This is a genomic window from Pseudomonas atacamensis (assembly GCF_017167965.1).
Taxonomy (GTDB): domain Bacteria; phylum Pseudomonadota; class Gammaproteobacteria; order Pseudomonadales; family Pseudomonadaceae; genus Aquipseudomonas; species Aquipseudomonas atacamensis.
In genome coordinates this window covers 5,234,644-5,247,776 of the sequence record NZ_CP070503.1, presented here as the reverse complement: position 1 = coordinate 5,247,776, position 13,133 = coordinate 5,234,644, and the positions used below count along the sequence as shown (strand labels likewise).

Annotated in this window: 7 protein-coding genes and 1 rRNA gene; 7 read left to right on the top strand and 1 reads right to left on the bottom strand. The window is 60.8% G+C overall.

Annotated elements, in window-relative coordinates; translation table 11 throughout:
* The first annotated feature begins 92 nt into the window (after positions 1–92).
* The 7 genes from rrf (at position 93) to yfiB (ending at position 12,056) form a co-directional block, all read left to right on the top strand.
* Positions 93–208, top strand: a 5S ribosomal RNA gene (gene rrf, locus JWU58_RS23945).
* A 153-nt stretch (positions 209–361) separates the two neighbouring features.
* Positions 362–3,814 (top strand): exodeoxyribonuclease V subunit gamma, encoded by a 3,453-nt coding sequence (recC, locus tag JWU58_RS23940; protein ID WP_206421089.1) that lies wholly within the window; start codon positions 362–364, stop codon positions 3,812–3,814.
* A complete protein-coding gene (recB, locus tag JWU58_RS23935; protein ID WP_206421088.1) occupies positions 3,811–7,497 on the top strand; it encodes an exodeoxyribonuclease V subunit beta in 3,687 nt (1,228 codons plus the stop codon). Before recC ends, recB begins: the two co-directional genes overlap by 4 nt.
* Positions 7,494–9,602, top strand: coding sequence for an exodeoxyribonuclease V subunit alpha (gene recD, locus JWU58_RS23930; RefSeq protein ID WP_206421087.1), 2,109 nt, complete (start codon positions 7,494–7,496; stop codon positions 9,600–9,602). The genes recB and recD overlap by 4 nt, the downstream gene beginning before the upstream one ends.
* Positions 9,603–9,721: 119 nt before the next feature.
* The gene (yfiR, locus tag JWU58_RS23925) at positions 9,722–10,291 is read left to right on the top strand and encodes a regulatory sequestration protein YfiR (protein WP_206421086.1); all 570 of its coding nucleotides are present in this window, start codon (positions 9,722–9,724) and stop codon (positions 10,289–10,291) included.
* Entirely contained in the window at positions 10,288–11,556 is a 1,269-nt protein-coding gene (gene dgcN, locus JWU58_RS23920; RefSeq protein ID WP_206421085.1) for a diguanylate cyclase DgcN/YfiN, read from the top strand. Before yfiR ends, dgcN begins: the two co-directional genes overlap by 4 nt.
* Complete coding sequence (yfiB, locus tag JWU58_RS23915; RefSeq protein ID WP_206421084.1) at positions 11,556–12,056, top strand: outer membrane lipoprotein YfiB; 501 nt, start codon at positions 11,556–11,558, stop codon at positions 12,054–12,056. The genes dgcN and yfiB overlap by 1 nt, the downstream gene beginning before the upstream one ends.
* Here the strand turns inward: yfiB and JWU58_RS23910 are convergent.
* Positions 12,053–13,000: a LysR family transcriptional regulator gene (locus JWU58_RS23910; protein ID WP_123443340.1), complete on the bottom strand. Its 948-nt coding sequence runs from the start codon at positions 12,998–13,000 to the stop codon at positions 12,053–12,055. The genes yfiB and JWU58_RS23910 overlap by 4 nt on opposite strands.
* Positions 13,001–13,133 lie beyond the last annotated feature (133 nt).

Here is a 13,133-nt window from a genome sequence, read left to right as displayed (position 1 = left end):
ACCGAAAGTTCGAAACGCACAAACACCGAAAGCTGTCACATACCCAATTTGCTGAAGCGAGGCCATCTGGTCACGAGTCAGTACCCGAATTTCTTGACGACCATAGAGCGTTGGAACCACCTGATCCCATCCCGAACTCAGCAGTGAAACGATGCATCGCCGATGGTAGTGTGGGGTTTCCCCATGTGAGAGTAGGTCATCGTCAAGATTAAATTCCGAAACCCCAATTGCGAAAGCAGTTGGGGTTTTGTTTTGCCTGCGAGAAAGTTCTTACAGCCTTCGCAGACCTCGTCCGGCTGTCACAGCCGGCCGACAATGCTAAGGTTCTGCCTCGGCTTTAGCGATTTTCCAAGGAATCCATATGTCGGACGCCCAGTCCCTCAACGCTGCATTCATGGTGGTTCAGAGCAACAGTCTCGATGAGCTGCGCAGCCTTGTGGTCAGCATCATGCGGCGTTACCCACTGGCACCCTTGGAAAACGAAATCGCTTTGGTGCAAAGCAACGGCATCGCCCAATGGCTCAAACTGGCATTGGCCGAAGATCCTGAAGACGATGACCTTGGCGGTTGCGGGATCGCTGCGGCGATTGACGTTCAACTACCCGGCAGTTTCATGTGGCAGCTGTATCGCCTGGTATTGGGACGAGAAGAGATTCCGCCTAAATCCCTGCTCGATAAGGCTCCGCTGACCTGGCGCCTGATGCGCCTCTTGCCACAGGTAATCGATCGCCCCCATTTCGAGCCGCTGCAACGCTTCCTTACCCACGACAGCGATCTGCGTAAGCGCTATCAATTGTCAGAGCGTCTGGCCGACCTGTTTGACCAATATCAGGTCTACCGGGCCGACTGGCTGGAAGATTGGGCGGAAGGCCGCCACCAACTGCGCAATGTGCGAGGTGAAATCAAACCTCTGCCACCGACCAGTTGCTGGCAGGCCGAGTTGTGGCGAGCGCTGCTGGATGATGTCGGCGAACAAGGCATGGCGCAGAGCCGTGCCGGCGTCCATCAACGTTTCATGGAGCTCATCAACACCCTTGATGAGGCTCCGGCTTCACTGCCGCCGCGCGTTATCGTCTTTGGTATTTCTTCATTGCCCGCACAAGTTCTTGAAGCGCTCGCCGGTCTGGCGCGCTTCAGTCAGGTTCTGCTTTGCGTACACAACCCCTGTCGCCATCACTGGGCCGATATCGTTGCCGACAAGGATCTGCTGCGGCATCAATACAAGCGGCAACAACGCAAAAGCGGGATGCCAGTGGTACTTGACGCCGAGACCCTGCATCAGCACGCACATCCGTTGCTGGCCGCTTGGGGCAAGCAAGGTCGCGACTATATCAACCTGCTCGACAGCTACGACGACCCCAACAGCTACCGCGCAGCCTTTCGTGACGGCCGCATCGACCTGTTCAGCGAAGCCCAGCCCCACAACATGCTTAACCAGCTGCAGGACGACATCCTCGAATTGCGCCCCCTCAACGAGACTCGTGAGCTCTGGCCCGCTGTCGACCTGACGCAGGACCAATCGATCCGGTTTCACATCGCCCACAGTGCCCAGCGCGAAGTCGAAATCCTGCACGATCAACTCCTGGCGCGTTTCAGCGCTGACCCGGCTCTACGCCCACGGGACGTGATCGTGATGGTCCCGGATATCGACAGCTATGCCCCGCATATCCGCGCGGTTTTCGGTCAGCTCGATCGATTTGACCCGCGCTTCATTCCTTTCACTTTGGCGGACCAGGGCCAGCGTGGACGTGATCCGTTGCTAATTGCGGTCGAACATTTGCTCAAATTGCCGGACAGTCGTTTCCCGGTCAGTGAGATCCTCGACCTGCTCGATGTCCCGGCTCTGCGTGCTCGCTTTGGCGTAGAGGAGCGCGACCTGCCAACTTTGCATCGCTGGATCGAAGGCGCCGGCGTGCGTTGGGGCATGAGTGCCGAGCAACGGGCCGGTCTCGGTTTGCCGGAGGAACTGGAGCAGAACAGCTGGCATTTCGGCCTGCGCCGAATGCTGCTGGGCTACGCCGTCGGCAGTGCCGACGCATGTGCAGGTATCGAGCCTTACGACGAAATTGGTGGGCTTGATGCTGCCCTGATCGGTCCACTGGTGGCTCTGCTGGATGCCCTGGAAATCGCTCATCGGCAACTCACGCAACCGGCTCAACCGAAAGAGTGGGGGCTGCGTTTGCAGGCGCTGATGCAGGTGTTCTTTCAGGCGAGCAACGAGCACGACGACTACCTGCTGACCCAGTTGGAGGAGCTTCGCGAAACCTGGCTCGAGACCTGCGAGGCGGTCGGGCTGACTGACGAACTGCCGCTGACTGTCGTGCGCGAAGCCTGGCTCGCCGGGCTGGATCAGGGCCGTTTATCGCAACGATTCCTCGCCGGTGCGGTGAATTTCTGCACTTTGATGCCGATGCGCGCGATTCCTTTCAAACTGGTCTGTCTGCTGGGCATGAATGACGGCGACTATCCGCGTGCCCAACCGCCTCTGGATTTCGACCTGATGGGCAGCGATTACCGACCTGGCGACCGCTCACGGCGTGAAGATGACCGCTACCTGCTACTCGAAGCGCTGTTGTCCGCACGCTCTCAGCTCTATATCAGTTGGGTCGGTCGCAGCATCCGTGACAACAGCGAACGACCTGCCTCGGTGCTCATCGGCCAGTTGCGCGATCACCTCGCCAGCGGCTGGCGTTCAATCGACCCAAGCCAGGATCTGTTAGACGCGCTGACCGAAGAACATCCCCTGCAACCTTTCAGCGCCCGCTATTTCCACGAAGGCGAGCAACTGTTCAGCTACGCCAGCGAGTGGCAGGTATTACATCAAGAGAAAGCGCAACAAAGCGAAGCACTGTTACTCGCGCCATATGTTCAAGAGGAACCGTTGACGCTGGCATTGCTGCAGGATTTTTTGCGGAACCCGGTTCGGCATTTTTTCACTCAACGCCTAAAGGTGTATTTCGAGGCCGCGCAAGCACCGCTGGCCGATGAAGAACCTTTTGTGCTGGACGCGCTGCAGCGCTACACGCTCAGCGACAGCTTGCTGGAAGCCGCACTCAGCCAGCCGGACAATATCGATCAGGCGCTGCAAGCCCGGGCGCTGCGCCTGCAAAACAGTGGTCTGCTGCCTATGGCCGGTTTTGGCGAATGCCTACAGCATGAACTGATCGAACCGCTACCGGATCTTCTGCAGCGTTATCAACAGTTGCTGACGTTATGGCCGACGCCGTTGACCAGTGCGATCCCGGTCAGTCTCGACCTGCAGGGTTCGCGGCTGGAGGGCTGGCTCGCAAACCTGCATCAACGCGCCGATGGCGGACTACTGTCAGTCACCACTATTCCCAACAGCATCGGCTCGATCAAAACGCGCAAGTGGCACCGGCTGACCAAACCGTGGGTCACCCATCTGGTCGCCTGCGCCAGCGAGCATGCGCTGACCACGGCATTGGTCGCCAGTGATGACACGTTGTTGCTGGAGCCAATGGAGCGAGACCGAGCGTTGCGTTTGCTCGGTGACCTGCTTCTTGCGTGGCAATCAGGCATGCGCCAACCCTTGCCGATTGCGATAAAAACCGCGTTCGCCTGGTTGTCTCAAACTGACCCGGTCAAAGCCGAAGCCGCTGCGCGAAAAGCCTATGACGGTGACGGCCAGACCAGCAACGGCGAGCGGCGTGAAAGCCCGGCACTGCTCCGGCAATATCCCGACTTCGATGCATTGTTGGCAGACGAAACCTTCACCGGCTGGTGCGACGCGTTGTACCGCCCATTATTCGAAGCGCCGTGGCGTTCCTTGTCCAGCGAAGGTGCGCGCGCATGAGTACCAAAACACCGTTGGCTCTGGCCTTCCCGTTGCGCGGCAGCCAGTTGATCGAAGCAAGCGCCGGCACCGGTAAAACCTTTACGATCTCGGCACTTTATCTGCGGCTGATTCTCGGTCATGGCGGCGAGAGAAGCGGTTTCGCACGCGAACTGCTGCCGCCGCAGATCCTCGTAGTGACGTTTACCGACGCTGCTACCAAAGAACTGCGTGAACGCATTCGGACACGCTTGGCTGAGGCCGCGCGATTCTTCCGCGATGAAATTACTGCCCCCGACGGACTGATCGCCGAGCTGCGCGAACAGTTCGATCCGCAGCAATGGCCGGGCTGTGCCAACCGCCTCGATATCGCCGCGCAGTGGATGGACGAAGCCGCTGTCTCGACCATTCACAGCTGGTGTCAGCGCATGCTGCGCGAGCATGCGTTCGACAGCGGCAGCCTGTTCACGCAGTCGCTGGAAACCGATCACAGCGATTTGCTCGGCGAGGTGCTGCGCGATTACTGGCGACTGTTCTGTTACCCGATGCAGGGCGATGCGCTGAACTGGGTGCGCAGCAATTGGGGTGGCCCCGCAGCGTTGTTGCCTCGGGTACGCGGCTTGTTCGCCAGCGAGCGTGACACCGATGAGGGCAAGGTGCCTGCGGAGCTGATCGCCGAATGTTTGCTGGAGCGGCGAGCGGCGTTGGTCGAACTGAAAGCGCCTTGGCGTGATTGGGCAGACGAACTGCTCGCGCTCTGCCATGAAGGCGTCGCCAGCAAAACCGTCGATGGCCGCAAGATGCAGGCGCGTTATTTCGAGCCCTGGTTCGAGAAACTCAAGACCTGGGCCGCAGACGAGGCGCTTGAGCAACTGGACATTGGCACCGGCTTCATCCGTCTGACACCCGAAGGCATGGCCGAAGCCTGGAAAGGCCAGGCCCCGAGTCATCCGGGGCTGGACGCCATGTCCGCACTGAAGTCGAGCCTCGACGCATTGCCGACCCCCGATGCCGCTGTTCTGCAACACGCTGCCAAGTGGGTCGGCGCGCGTTTTGAGGAAGAGAAGCGCCGTCGTGCAGAAATGGGGTTCGACGACATGTTGCTGCGTCTGGATGCCGCGCTGCAATCGGAGGGCGGTGAGCGTCTGGCAACGCTGATCCGCGAGCAGTTTCCGGTAGCGCTGATCGACGAATTTCAAGACACCGATCCGGTGCAATACCGCATCTTCGAAAGCATCTACCGCATCGAAGACAATCACCCTGACACCGGCCTGTTCCTGATCGGCGATCCCAAACAGGCGATCTACGCTTTCCGTGGTGCCGACATCTACACCTATCTGCGCGCACGTCAGGCCACCACAGGCCGCTTGCATACGCTCGGCACCAACTTCCGCTCCAGCCACGGCATGGTCACAGCGGTCAATCACGTATTCGAACGCGCCGAGTCCCGAGAGCAAGGACGCGGCGCGTTTTTGTTTCGCGAGAAAACCGGCGAAAACCCGGTGCCGTTCCTCCCGGTCGAGTCTCAGGGGCGCAAGGAAACGCTGCGGATTGCCGGGCAAGACGTCGCGGCACTGAATGTCTGGCTGTTGTCTGGCGATCAGCCGCTGTCCGGCGCGGTCTATCGCCAGCAAATGGCCGCCGCCTGCGCCAGTGAAATCACCGCACTGCTCAATGGCGGGCAAAACGGTAGCGCTGGTTTTGTTCAGGCAGATGACTTCAGAGGTCTGCGTCCTTCTGACATCGCGATCCTCGTCCGCGACGGTAAAGAGGCCCAGGCCGTACGCGCCGAACTCGCCGCCAGAGGGGTGCGCAGCGTTTATCTCTCGGACAAGGATTCCGTATTCGCCGCGCAAGAGGCGCACGACCTTCTGGCGTGGCTGAAGGCTTGCGCCGAACCCGATGTCGAACGCTCGCTCAAGGCTGCGCTGGCCTGCACCACCTTGAACCTGCCGCTGATCGAGCTGGAGCGCCTGAACCAGGATGAAATGGTCTGGGAAGCCCGGGTCATGCAGTTCCGCGGCTATCGCGAGCTCTGGCGCAAACAGGGCGTGTTACCGATGTTGCGCCGCCTGCTTCACGATTTCCATTTGCCGCAGACCCTGATGCAGCGCAGTGACGGCGAGCGCGTGCTGACCAACCTTTTGCACCTCTCGGAACTGATGCAGCAAGCCGCTGCTGAACTGGACGGCGAGCAAGCGCTGATCCGCCATCTGGCCGAGCTGCTGGCACTGTCCGGTCAGGCCGGTGAAGAGCAGATTCTGCGTCTGGAAAGCGACGAGCAACTGGTCAAAGTGGTGACCATTCACAAATCCAAGGGGCTGGAATATCCGCTGGTGTTCCTGCCATTCATTTGCTCGGCGAAACCGGTGGATGGCAGCCGTTTGCCGCTGCATTACCACGACGCTGCGGGCAAGGCGCAGATCAGCCTCAAACCGACTCCCGAGTTGATCGCCCTGGCTGACGATGAGCGTCTGGCCGAAGATCTGCGTCTTCTGTATGTCGCATTAACGCGCGCGCAGCATGCCTGCTGGCTGGGCGTCACCGATCTCAAGCGCGGCAATAACAACAGCTCGGTGTTGCACCTGTCTGCGCTGGGTTACTTACTCGGTGGCGGTGCCGCTTTGGGCGAGTCCAGCGAATTGAATCGCTGGCTGCGCGATCTGCAGCAAGACTGCGCGGCGATTGGCATCGGCGAAATGCCTCAGCCCACTGATGAGCATTACCAGCCGCCGCGCAATGAAGCAGTGCTGCGAGCCACACTACGGCCTAAACGCAAAGCCAGTGAAAACTGGTGGATCGCGTCGTACAGCGCCCTGCGCATCAGCGACATAATGAGCATCGGCAGCGACGAAGCACCGGACAGTCCGCAGGCGCAAAAGCTCTTCGACGACGAGCGCCTCGACCCCGACGCACCCCGCGAAATCATCAGCGGTGGCGCCGATATCCACCGTTTTCCTCGCGGACCGAATCCCGGCACGTTTTTGCATGGCTTGCTCGAATGGGCGGGCGCTGAAGGTTTTTCGGTTACCCGCGAAGCACTGGAAAATGCAATTGCCCGGCGTTGCAACCTGCGCGGCTGGCAAGGCTGGATTACCACGCTGACTGACTGGCTGCAACAATTGCTCAAGTCGCCGTTGCCGATCGCTGGCGGGCAACCGCCGGTGGTTCTTGAGCAACTGAAGCAATACCGCGTCGAGATGGAGTTCTGGTTCGCCAGCCACAAAGTCGACGTGCTCAAGCTCGATGAACAGGTGCGCCAGCACACCCACAATGGCGTCGCCCGGGTGGCGGCGGAGCCGGTACAACTCAACGGCATGTTCAAGGGCTTTATCGACCTGACCTTCGAGCACGCTGGCCGTTATTACGTCGCCGATTACAAATCCAACTGGCTCGGCGTGGATGATCAGGCCTACACCGTGCAGGCAATGGAGCAGTCGATCCTCGACAACCGTTATGACCTGCAATACGTGCTGTATCTGCTGGCATTGCATCGCCAGTTGAAGGCGCGGCTGGCGGATTACGATTACGACCGCCATGTCGGTGGGGCGCTTTATCTGTTCCTGCGCGGTACGCGTGCGGAGAGTCGCGGTGTGTACTTCGTGCGGCCACCACGGGAATTGATCGAACGCCTCGACCGGATGTTCCAGGGCAAACCCGAACCCAAGTCCGAACCCGCCTGGGAACAGGGAGTCCTGCTATGAGCCGCACATTCGCCGATCTGCTGCCGACACCACTGGAAGCGGACAGCCTGTCGAAACTCTCGCCGCTGACCCGCGCCGATGATTTGCTGTTGTTGCTGAGCCGTTGGGTTGAGCGCGGCTGGCTGCGCGCGTTGGACCGCGCCTTTGTCGCTTTCCTGCATGAACTCGAGCCCGAGACCGACCCGTTGGTGCTGCTGGCTGCGGCGTTGACCAGTCACCAGCTCGGCCATGGTCATGTGTGTCTGGACCTGTTTGAAACACTCAATGCACCGGATTTTGCCCTGTCATTGCCGCCCGAAGGCGATGTGCAGGGCGGTGTGTTGTTGCTGCCTTCGCAATTGCTCGAAACGCTCGATGGAGCCCATTGGTGCAAAGTGCTGGCGAGCAGCTCGCTGGTCGCGCTGGCCGCCGATGCCAGTGAACCAGCGCAGACACGTCCGTTGGTGCTGTCCTCGAAACGCCTGTACTTGCGCCGCTACTGGACCTACGAACGCCGCATCGATGCAGCGTTGCGCCAACGCTTGATGCAATCGGAGCCGACGCCAGATGATCTGCCGCAGCGCCTCAATGAATTGTTCGGCGGCGCGAAATCTGCAGCTGTCATCGACTGGCAGAAACTCGCCTGCGCCATCGCCACGCGCAGCGCCTTCAGCATCATCACCGGCGGCCCGGGTACCGGTAAAACCACCACGGTGGTGCGCTTGCTCGCGTTGCTGCAGGCACCGGCTGTCGAGGCTGGCCATCCGCTGCGCATTCGTCTGGCGGCACCGACCGGCAAGGCCGCCGCGCGCTTGACCGAGTCGATCAGTCAGCAAGTGCAATCTTTGCAAGTCGCCGAAGCGGTGCGCACGGCGATCCCCAGCGATGTGACCACCGTGCACCGTTTGCTCGGCAGTCGACCGGGTACCCGGCATTTCCGTCACCATGCCGGTAATCGATTACCGCTGGATGTTCTGGTGGTCGACGAAGCCTCGATGATCGACTTGGAAATGATGGCCAACTTGCTCGACGCCATGCCGGCCCATGCGCGGCTGGTACTGCTGGGCGACAAGGATCAGTTGGCCTCGGTCGAGGCCGGTGCGGTGTTGGGCGATCTGTGTCGTGATGCCGAGGGCGGTTGGTACAGCCCGCAGACCCGACAATGGCTGGAGTCGGTCAGTGGCGAGTCGTTGCAGGGCAGCGGTTTGCATGAAGACCGCGACGGCACCCATCCGCTCGCGCAGCAAGTGGTGATGCTGCGGCACTCGCGCCGCTTCGGCGAGGGCAGCGGCATCGGTCAGCTCGCGCGCCGGGTCAATCAGCAATTGGCCGACGAGGCGCGACAGTTGCTCGCGGCCGGCAGCTACGATGATGTGTATTCGCTGCCGCTCAAAGGCGAGCACGATCACAAGCTCGAACGCCTCTTGCTCGAAGGTCACCGCAACGGCCCGCAAGGTTATCGCCATTACTTGAGCGTACTGCGCGATCAGCGTCCATCATCGACGCGGCCTCTTGAGCATGCGGACTGGACCGATTGGGCGCGGGAAGTCTTGCAGGCGTTCGATACGTTCCAGTTGCTGTGCGCGGTGCGCAAAGGGCCGTGGGGCGTTGAAGGTCTGAACCAGCGCATCACCGCTGCGTTGCTCAAGGCGCGTCTGATCGAGAGCGATCAGCAGTGGTATGAAGGTCGCCCGGTGCTGATGACTCGTAACGACTATGGTCTGGGCCTGATGAACGGCGACATCGGCATCGCCCTGAAACTGCCCGAGCGTGAAGGCGCAGAGATCGGCAAAACGGTTCTGCGCGTGGCTTTTCCGCGTAACGATGGACAGGGCGGCGTGCGCTTCGTGTTGCCGAGTCGGCTCAATGATGTTGAAACCGTGTACGCCATGACGGTGCACAAGTCCCAGGGTTCGGAGTTCGCCCACACGGCGCTGATCCTGCCGGATGCGTTGAACCCCGTGCTGACCAAAGAACTCATCTACACCGGAATTACTCGCGCCCGGTACTGGTTCACCTTGATCGAGCCACGTGCCGGCGTGTTTGAGGAAGCGGTGCAGCGCAAGGTCAAGCGTCTTAGCGGGCTGATGCTGGAACTGGAGGAGAGCAACGAGTCTCAGGGATGAAGTGCTGAATGACCGACAACGAATACTGACCAACCGGTCAGAGGCAGGCGCCTCGCTGGTGTTCTGGCGCTGTGCTATCGTTGCGGCATCATTTCGTTACGCTCCAAGAGAATCCCTCCATGAAGGTGGCCGTCTGGGCGACACAGCGTGTGGTGGCCTGCCAGCACGCATTGCTGATCGTTTTGCTCTGGTTGTTCACGGGCAGCGCCATCGCCCAAGCGCAAACCGGGCCGGCCGAGCAACGGGCCAAAGCGGTCACGCAAGTGGTGCTTGGCATCCTCAGTTATGCACGCTGGCCGGTGGAACCGGCGCAATTGCGCCTGTGCATCGTCGGCCCCACCGAATACACCGATGACCTGGTCAAAGGCACCACCCAAGCCACGGGCCGGCCGGTGGCTGTGCGGCGTCTGCTGGCGGACAACCCGGGCATCATCAGCGAATGCGATGCGGTGTACATCGGCAAGCTCACCGCCGATGAACGCAGTCGTCTGTTTGCATCGTTGATTGGGCACCCGGTGCTGAGCATCAGCGAAGCAGACGATCAATGCACCGTCGGCAGTCTGTTCTGCTTGCGCGTTGGCGATGAGCAAGTGTCGTTCGAGGTCAATCTCGACTCCGTGGCTCGCAGTGGTGTGCGCATACACCCCAGCGTGTTGCAGTTGTCCCGTCGCAAAGCGGCAGCGCCATGAAGCTGTTCAGTTGGAAGGCTCGCCCGACCCTGGGCTCGGTCATCGGCCGTGGGCATTTGATTGTCGCGCTGGTGGCGGTGGCAATGGCCAGTGTTTCGCTGACCTTGCTGGGCGTGCTCGCGCTGCGGGTCTATGCCGATCACAACCTGCACTTGATCGCCCGTTCGATCAGCTACACCGTCGAAGCAGCCGTCGTGTTCAATGACAAAGCGGCGGCAACCGAGGCGCTGGCGATCATCGCTTCCACCGAGGAAGTGGCAGATGCCCGAGTGCTGGACGCGCAAGGCCAATTGATCGCGCAATGGCAGCGCGCTGAGACCGGTTTGTTCTCCGAGCTGGAAATGCGGATCGCCCGCGCCATTCTGGAAAAACCGGTCAGCCTGCCGATCGAGCATCAGGACCGTGAAATCGGTCGCGTCCTGCTCATCGGCCACGGCGGCAGCCTGATGCGCTTCCTGCTCAGCGGCCTGGCCGGGATTGTGCTGTGCACCGCGATCAGCGCCTGGGTCGCGCTCTATCTGGCGCGGCGGCAGTTGCGCGCGATCATCGGCCCGTTACACAGCCTCGCCGCCGTCGCCCACGCCGCCCGTAGCGAACGAGCGCTGGATCGGCGCGTGCCGCCGGCGCAAATCGCCGAACTGGACAATCTGGGCAACGACTTCAATGCCTTGCTCGGCGAACTCGAGTCGTGGCAAACCCATCTGCAGAACGAAAACGAAACCCTCGCCCATCAAGCGACCCACGACAGCCTCACCGGTTTGCCCAACCGTGCGTTTTTCGAAGGCCGCTTGATGCGCGCCTTGCGCAACGGCAAAAAACACGATGAGCGGGTCGCCGTGCTGTTTCTCGACAGCGACCGCTTCAAAGGCATCAACGATAACTTCGGCCACGCCTCGGGCGACGCCGTGCTGGTGGCGATCGCCAATCGCGTGCGAGCGCAATTGCGCGAGGATGATCTGGTCGCGCGGCTGGGCGGCGACGAGTTCGCCGTGCTGCTCGCGCCGCTGCACACGGTCGAAGACGCTGAGCACATCGCAGACAAGATTCTCGCCAGCATGGACATGCCGATCACCCTGCCCGGCGACAGCAGTGTAGTGACCTCGCTGAGTATCGGCATCGCCGTTTACCCCGATCATGGCGCCACGCCGGGTGCCTTGCTCAACTCAGCCGACGCGGCGATGTATCAGGCCAAGCGCCTGTCGCGTGGCGCGCAATTCACCGCCGGGTCGGAGCGCCCGGTCGATTCCGTTCACACCAGGAGCTGATGCCCGTGTTCACACTTCCCTTTCGACTGTTTTCCGCATTGCTGCTGATCGCCGCGCTGACCCTGAGCGGTTGCCAGACCGCCCCGCAGAAAGGCCTGACACCGGCGCAGGTCGCCGTGCTCAAACAGCAGGGTTTCGAGTTGACCGACGACGGTTGGGAGTTCGGCCTGTCGGGCAAAGTGTTGTTTGGCAGCGATGTCGAAAGCCTGAACGCAGCCAGCACGGAAATCGTCGAACGCATCGGCAAGGCGCTGCTCGGCGTGGGTATCGAGCGCGTTCGGGTAGATGGCCACACCGATGCGTCGGGCAAGGAAATCTACAATCAGCAACTGTCGCTGCGTCGGGCCAAGAGCGTCGCCAACGTCCTCGGCACGGTCGGCATGAAGCCGGAAAACATCCAGCTGCAAGGCCTGGGCAGCAGCGAACCGGTGGCTTCCAACGACACCGCAGCGGGGCGCACGGAAAATCGCCGGGTGTCGATCGTGGTCAGCGCCGATTAATCGGCAAAGCGCATCTCCCGCGTTTCACCCATCAACAACGCCTGATTACGCTCAGTCACCTCGCGGATGTAATCCCACAACAGGGTGATCCGCTTCAACTTGCGCAGATCCTCCCGGCAGTACATCCAGAACTGCCGGGTGATGTCGATTTCCTCCGGCAACACCGGCAGCAATCGTGGATCCTGTGCGGCGAGGAAGCACGGCAGGATCGCCAGCGAGCGGCCCTGCTGCGCGGCGACGTATTGCGCGATCACGCTGGTGCTGCGCAAATGCGCGCTGGCGCCGGGCAGCACGTTGGCCAGGTAGAGCAGCTCCGAGCTGAACGCCAGATCATCCACATAACTGATGAATTGATGCTTGCTCAAGTCGGCCGGGTGGCGGATGGGTGGGTGTTTGTCCAGATAGTCCTGGGTTGCGTACAGCTGCAAGCGGTAGTCGCAGAGTTTGCAGCAGACGTACGGCCCGTGCTCCGGCCGCTCGAGGGCAATGACGATGTCGGCCTCGCGCTTGGACAGGCTGATGAAGTGCGGCAGCGGCAGGATGTCCACGGAGATTGCCGGGTAGGCGTCGACGAAGTGGCTCAACTGCGGGGTGATGAAGAAGCTGCCGAAGCCTTCAGTACAGCCCATGCGCACGTGTCCGGACAGGGCAACGCCCGAGCCCGAGACTTGCTCGCAGGCCATGTGCAACGTGCTTTCGATCGACTCGGCATAACCGAGCAAGCGCTGGCCTTCAGTGGTCAGGACGAAGCCGCTGGTGCGGGATTTTTCGAACAGTAATGTGCCGAGCGCCGCTTCCAGCGAACTGATCCGTCGCGACACCGTGGTGTAGTCGACAGCCAGGCGTTTGGCGGCGGTGCTGGCCTTGCGGGTGCGGGCGACTTCGAGGAAAAACTTCAGGTCGTCCCAGTTCAGCGAGCCTAGCGAGGTGATGTTTTTTTGCATGATGGTCGGGCTTATATGTGCGTTCTTATTAGAAGTTTGCACATCTATACTCCAAAAACAGTCCGACAACCAATTCGTGACACACGCCTCATCTCAAGGCGAACCTTTCGCCTTGGCTCCTACGATAAAAACA

What these genes read in the sequence shown, in the direction of transcription:
- recC (WP_206421089.1), top strand. Translation starts at nt 362, where the DNA reads ATGTCGGACGCCCAGTCCCTCAACGCTGCATTCATGGTGGTTCAGAGC.
- recB (WP_206421088.1), top strand. Translation starts at nt 3,811, where the DNA reads ATGAGTACCAAAACACCGTTGGCTCTGGCCTTCCCGTTGCGCGGCAGC.
- recD (WP_206421087.1), top strand. Translation starts at nt 7,494, where the DNA reads ATGAGCCGCACATTCGCCGATCTGCTGCCGACACCACTGGAAGCGGAC.
- yfiR (WP_206421086.1), top strand. Translation starts at nt 9,722, where the DNA reads ATGAAGGTGGCCGTCTGGGCGACACAGCGTGTGGTGGCCTGCCAGCAC.
- dgcN (WP_206421085.1), top strand. Translation starts at nt 10,288, where the DNA reads ATGAAGCTGTTCAGTTGGAAGGCTCGCCCGACCCTGGGCTCGGTCATC.
- yfiB (WP_206421084.1), top strand. Translation starts at nt 11,556, where the DNA reads ATGCCCGTGTTCACACTTCCCTTTCGACTGTTTTCCGCATTGCTGCTG.
- JWU58_RS23910 (WP_123443340.1), bottom strand. Translation starts at nt 13,000, where the DNA reads ATGCAAAAAAACATCACCTCGCTAGGCTCGCTGAACTGGGACGACCTG.